The sequence below is a fragment of the Rhodococcus sp. CX genome (assembly GCF_015865005.1).
In the GTDB taxonomy this organism is placed as follows: Bacteria; Actinomycetota; Actinomycetes; order Mycobacteriales; family Mycobacteriaceae; genus Rhodococcus.
The window spans coordinates 1-3,831 of record NZ_JADZGH010000274.1 but is presented as its reverse complement, the minus strand read 5'-3'; the positions used below and the strand labels follow the sequence as shown (position 1 = coordinate 3,831).

At 67.2% G+C, this 3,831-nt stretch carries 4 protein-coding genes; 2 read left to right on the top strand and 2 right to left on the bottom strand.

Features of this window, described 5'->3' with window-relative positions; genetic code table 11:
* Nucleotides 1-67: 67 nt before the first annotated feature.
* A complete protein-coding gene (locus I0Q12_RS31165; RefSeq protein ID WP_197257872.1) occupies nucleotides 68-784 on the bottom strand; it encodes a flavodoxin family protein in 717 nt (238 codons plus the stop codon).
* 312 nt (nucleotides 785-1,096) lie between these two features.
* Here I0Q12_RS31165 and I0Q12_RS31160 point away from each other — a divergent pair, with 312 nt between their 5' ends.
* Entirely contained in the window at nucleotides 1,097-1,705 is a 609-nt protein-coding gene (locus I0Q12_RS31160; RefSeq protein ID WP_197257870.1) for a hypothetical protein, read from the top strand.
* Nucleotides 1,706-1,775: 70 nt separating this feature from the next.
* On the opposite strand, the gene I0Q12_RS31155 is transcribed toward I0Q12_RS31160, so the two are convergent.
* Entirely contained in the window at nucleotides 1,776-2,927 is a 1,152-nt protein-coding gene (locus tag I0Q12_RS31155; protein WP_197257868.1) for a GIY-YIG nuclease family protein, read from the bottom strand.
* Between the two features lie 89 nt (nucleotides 2,928-3,016).
* Between I0Q12_RS31155 and I0Q12_RS31150 the strand changes: the two genes are divergently transcribed.
* Nucleotides 3,017-3,831: hypothetical protein (locus tag I0Q12_RS31150; protein WP_197257866.1), on the top strand; the 815-nt coding region annotated here is incomplete at its 3' end.

Sequence of the window (3,831 nt, the reverse complement as noted above, 5' to 3'; positions counted from 1 at the left end):
ACACCCGTTACCGAAGACCCCCACCGATTCCGGTGGGGGTCTTCGGCTTTTCTGGGAATGCACCACGTCACCGGTAGTCGGGATTGGGGAAGTCGAAGCGGCATCCCGCATCCCAGGCGGAGCGCTGGTTCCCATGCGCTGGAATGCCGCCGGCGTCCTTGAGCAGCCGCGCCAGGTGCAGCAGGTTCCACGTCATGAAAGTGGTGTTGCGGTTGGTGAAGTCGTTCTCCGGCCCGCCCGAGCCCGGGTCGAGGTAGGACGGACCCGGGCCGGCCTCCCCGATCCAGCCGGCGTCGGCCTGCGGCGGGATGGTGTATCCGATGTGCTGCAGGGAGTACAGAATGTTGCTGGCGCAATGTTTGACGCCGTCTTCGTTGCCGGTGATCAGGCATCCGCCGACCCGTCCGTAGTACAGATACTGGCCGGCGTCGTTGAGCAGGTGGGAGCCGCCGTAGAGCCGTTCGATCACCTGCTTCGTGATCGAGCTGTTGTCGCCCAACCAGATCGGACCGGCGAGCACAAGGATGTCGGCGGCGAGCACCTTCTCGAAGATCTGTGGCCACTCGTCGCTTGCCCAGCCGTGTTCGGTCATGTCGGGCCACACCCCGGTGGCGATGTCGTGGTCGACGGGCCGGATAACTTCGACCGACACTCCTTGGGCGTTCATGATGGCGGTGCTGACATCGATCAAGCCCTGGGTGTTGCTCACCTCGGGCGAACGTTTGAGAGTGCAGTTGAGGTAGAGGGCACGCAGGTCGTCGTAGCGTGGTTGCGCGTCGGTCATGGCAACTCCCGTCCAGCCGGAGTCAACCGCGCGACGGGAAGTCAACGGCGCGCTGCCGGCACCGCGCTGGTGTCTCGGCCGTCGGCGGCTGCGGTCAAGCTCTATTGCAGCACAATATTTTCGAGGTATTTCGAAGTTCGAAGAGCCACGAACGTCGTCACCATGCGGAAACCGGGACAGCAAGACGGTTGTCTGCCGGGCCCCGCAGGCGAATCATTGAATCTGCGGTGGTCGAGGCTGCCGGCCGCCGGCGATGCCGGTGGTGGACGGTTGCTGCCAGGCCATCGAGAACAGCTCGGTGAGGCAGTGGTGATGTTCATTCAGGTGTGGCAGGGGACGGTGCGTGATCGGGACGCGCTGCTGGACTGCATGGAACGGTGGACCCGCGAACTTCTACCGGGGGCACCCGGATATCTGGGCAGCACTTCGGGTTTCGGCGACGACGGCACCTGGGTCTCCGTCGTGCGATTCGAGTCCGAGGAGATGGCCCGCCGCAACAGCGATCGCCCGGAACAGGGTGAGTGGTGGGCAGAGGTCGAGCGGTGCTTCGACGGCCCGATCACGGTGCACGATTGCCGGGACGTCGACACGTGGATGGGCGGCGGATCGGACGAGGCAGGTTTCGTGCAGGTGATGGAGGGCCATTGCGACGACCTGCCGCGGATGCGGGAGGTGCTCGCGGAAGGGGCCGATCGGGTGCACGAACTGCGCCCGGAGATCCTCGGTGGGACGCTCGCGGCGTACGGCGACGACGGCTACGTCGAAACCGTGTACTTCTCGTCCGAGGAAGAGGCCCGCGCACACGAGCGGATCGAGATTCCCGACGATCTACGGCCGTTGTTCGAGGAGGAGATGCGGTTGCTGGGCGACGTGCACTACTACGACCTGCACGCGCCGATCCTGACGTCTGCCGGTAGGTGACCCTGTCAGCCGGTGAGGCGGGATGGACTTCGGCCCGAGCGGACAATGCACGCTCGGGCCGAAGGGTTTTTCAGGGACGCGGCCGGGGAGTGGGGCGCGGCATCGCCTTTGTCAGACGCGGAGCCCATCCGTGCGACGGCCAGCGCTTGAGACCCAACCGATCCGGGGTCACCCGGGTGTCGACGAACATCTTCTCGAGTTCCGGATCGGACTCCCCGAGGAAGCGATACAGGATCGTGCCGCCGTTCTCCTCGGTGCGCGAGGCGGCTTCCCAGCCCGTCGCCCGGTATGCGCCGCGGACGATGTTGTCGGCGACCACGAGTATCGGCAGTCCGTCGACACGGCGTGCTGCGGTGCCGGCCGGCCACGGTCGATCGGCGAGATCCCGGACCTGCTCCGGCGATGCCGATTTCGCCTCCGTGATCCGCAGGACGACGCACGGCGTCGGCAACTCCGGTGCGGCTTTCGCCGAGTACTGACGGACGAGTTCGGCGATCGGTCGCGCAACCCGATCCGCCTCCGAGTCGCCGGTGGTCCCGGCAAGATTCGTCAGTACGAATTCACCGCGATGCGATTCGAGCAGACCCAGCGCGGCGACCACCGCCTGCGCGGTTGCGCCGGCGGCGTGATCGCCGTCCGCGGCGGGAAGCAGATGGTCGGCGACGACGAAATGCTCCACCGCGTATCCCGAGTCGTACACGCCGCGGACGCGGCGCAGCGCCGCGTCGATCTCGGGGGTGCTCTGGGGTGCGCTCACGCCTGCAGCGGTGAGCTTGTGCGTCTCACCGAGCGCCGCCCACGTGAGCGCGAAGATGCGGTTTCCGCGACCGCTGCCGATGTGCAGCACGGTGCGGTCCCGAGGATCGAACAGCGCGTACACGTAGGCGCCGAGCTGATCGACGACGGTGTCCGGCAGCGGATCGGGAGTCGGGGTGCGGTCGTCGACCTCGGTGACGATCGCCCGCAGGACGGTCAGCCGCAGCGCCACCGGGACGGTTCCCGCGGAACCTCCGAACAGCTCCCGGTTGGCGGCGTCGACGGATCCGAAGGTGCGTCCGATGTTGCGGCTGAGGGCACCGAGTGCGTGTGTGAACTCCGCGAGCCGCTGCCTAGGGTCGTCCGCCGTCTCGGGCAGCTCGTTGCTGGTCAGAAACATCTGGATCTCGGGCGATTCCAGAAGCGTCTGGGCGATGTTCGGAGGAACTGTCCACACGGTGCGCATGAGGCGACTCTAGGCCAGACAGCGGTCCCAGACCCCGCACCGCGCGCATCGTCCTCGCTCGTCTCGTGTCGCGGCTACGCTCGTCGATCATGGACGAGGTCCGACTCCGCGACAGGTCCGCGTCGCGGTTGCTGCGTGACGCGAGCGCCTCGTCGCGCATCGAAGGTTTGGTGATCGTCGCCGTCACGACGATCCTGCTGGTGCGTCTGTACCTGCATCTGACGGGGTATCCGCAGGTCGGGGGCGCGACCCTGCACATCGCGCATTCGCTGTGGGGCGGGTTGCTGATGGTCGTGGCATTGTGCGGGCTGCTCACCTATCTCGGGCGCACCCCGCACGCGTTCGGGATCGTCGCCGGAGGCATCGGCTTCGGGTTGTTCCTCGACGAGATCGGCAAGTTCCTCACCAAGACGAACGACTACTTCTATCGGCCCTCCGTCGCGATCATGTACGTCGTGGTGCTGCTGTTGCTGCTCGCCAACCGTGCGATCCACGGGTTCCGGCCGGTCACGGCCTGGGAGGATCTGGCGAACGCCGCCTCGACCGCGGTGGACGGGGTGATGCGTGGGCTCACACCCGCCGAGCGGGCCCGCGCGACCGCGCAGTTGAGGTCCGCGCGGGCAGGTGGCGCGGACCCGGAAGCGGCCGACGAGATCGAGCGGTTGCTGGCCCGCTGCCGCGACCGCGACGACCGTCGGTCGCGGGTCGGTGCCGGCGTGAAACGGATGGTGCCGCCCGCCCTGCGCGGTGATCGTGGCACGTGGGCCGCGGCGGTGACACTGACGGTCTTCTCCGGGCTGATGCTCGTCCACGCGGTGGTCACCCTCGCCGACGATCTGAACGGCAGCGACCGCGACCTCACGGTGTGGTTCCAGTTCGTGGGGGTCACGGTGACGACGCTGCT

Excerpts from the sequence above, each read along its gene's own strand:
- I0Q12_RS31165 (WP_197257872.1), bottom strand. The coding sequence starts at position 784 with ATGACCGACGCGCAACCACGCTACGACGACCTGCGTGCCCTCTACCTC.
- I0Q12_RS31160 (WP_197257870.1), top strand. The coding sequence starts at position 1,097 with ATGTTCATTCAGGTGTGGCAGGGGACGGTGCGTGATCGGGACGCGCTG.
- I0Q12_RS31155 (WP_197257868.1), bottom strand. The coding sequence starts at position 2,927 with ATGCGCACCGTGTGGACAGTTCCTCCGAACATCGCCCAGACGCTTCTG.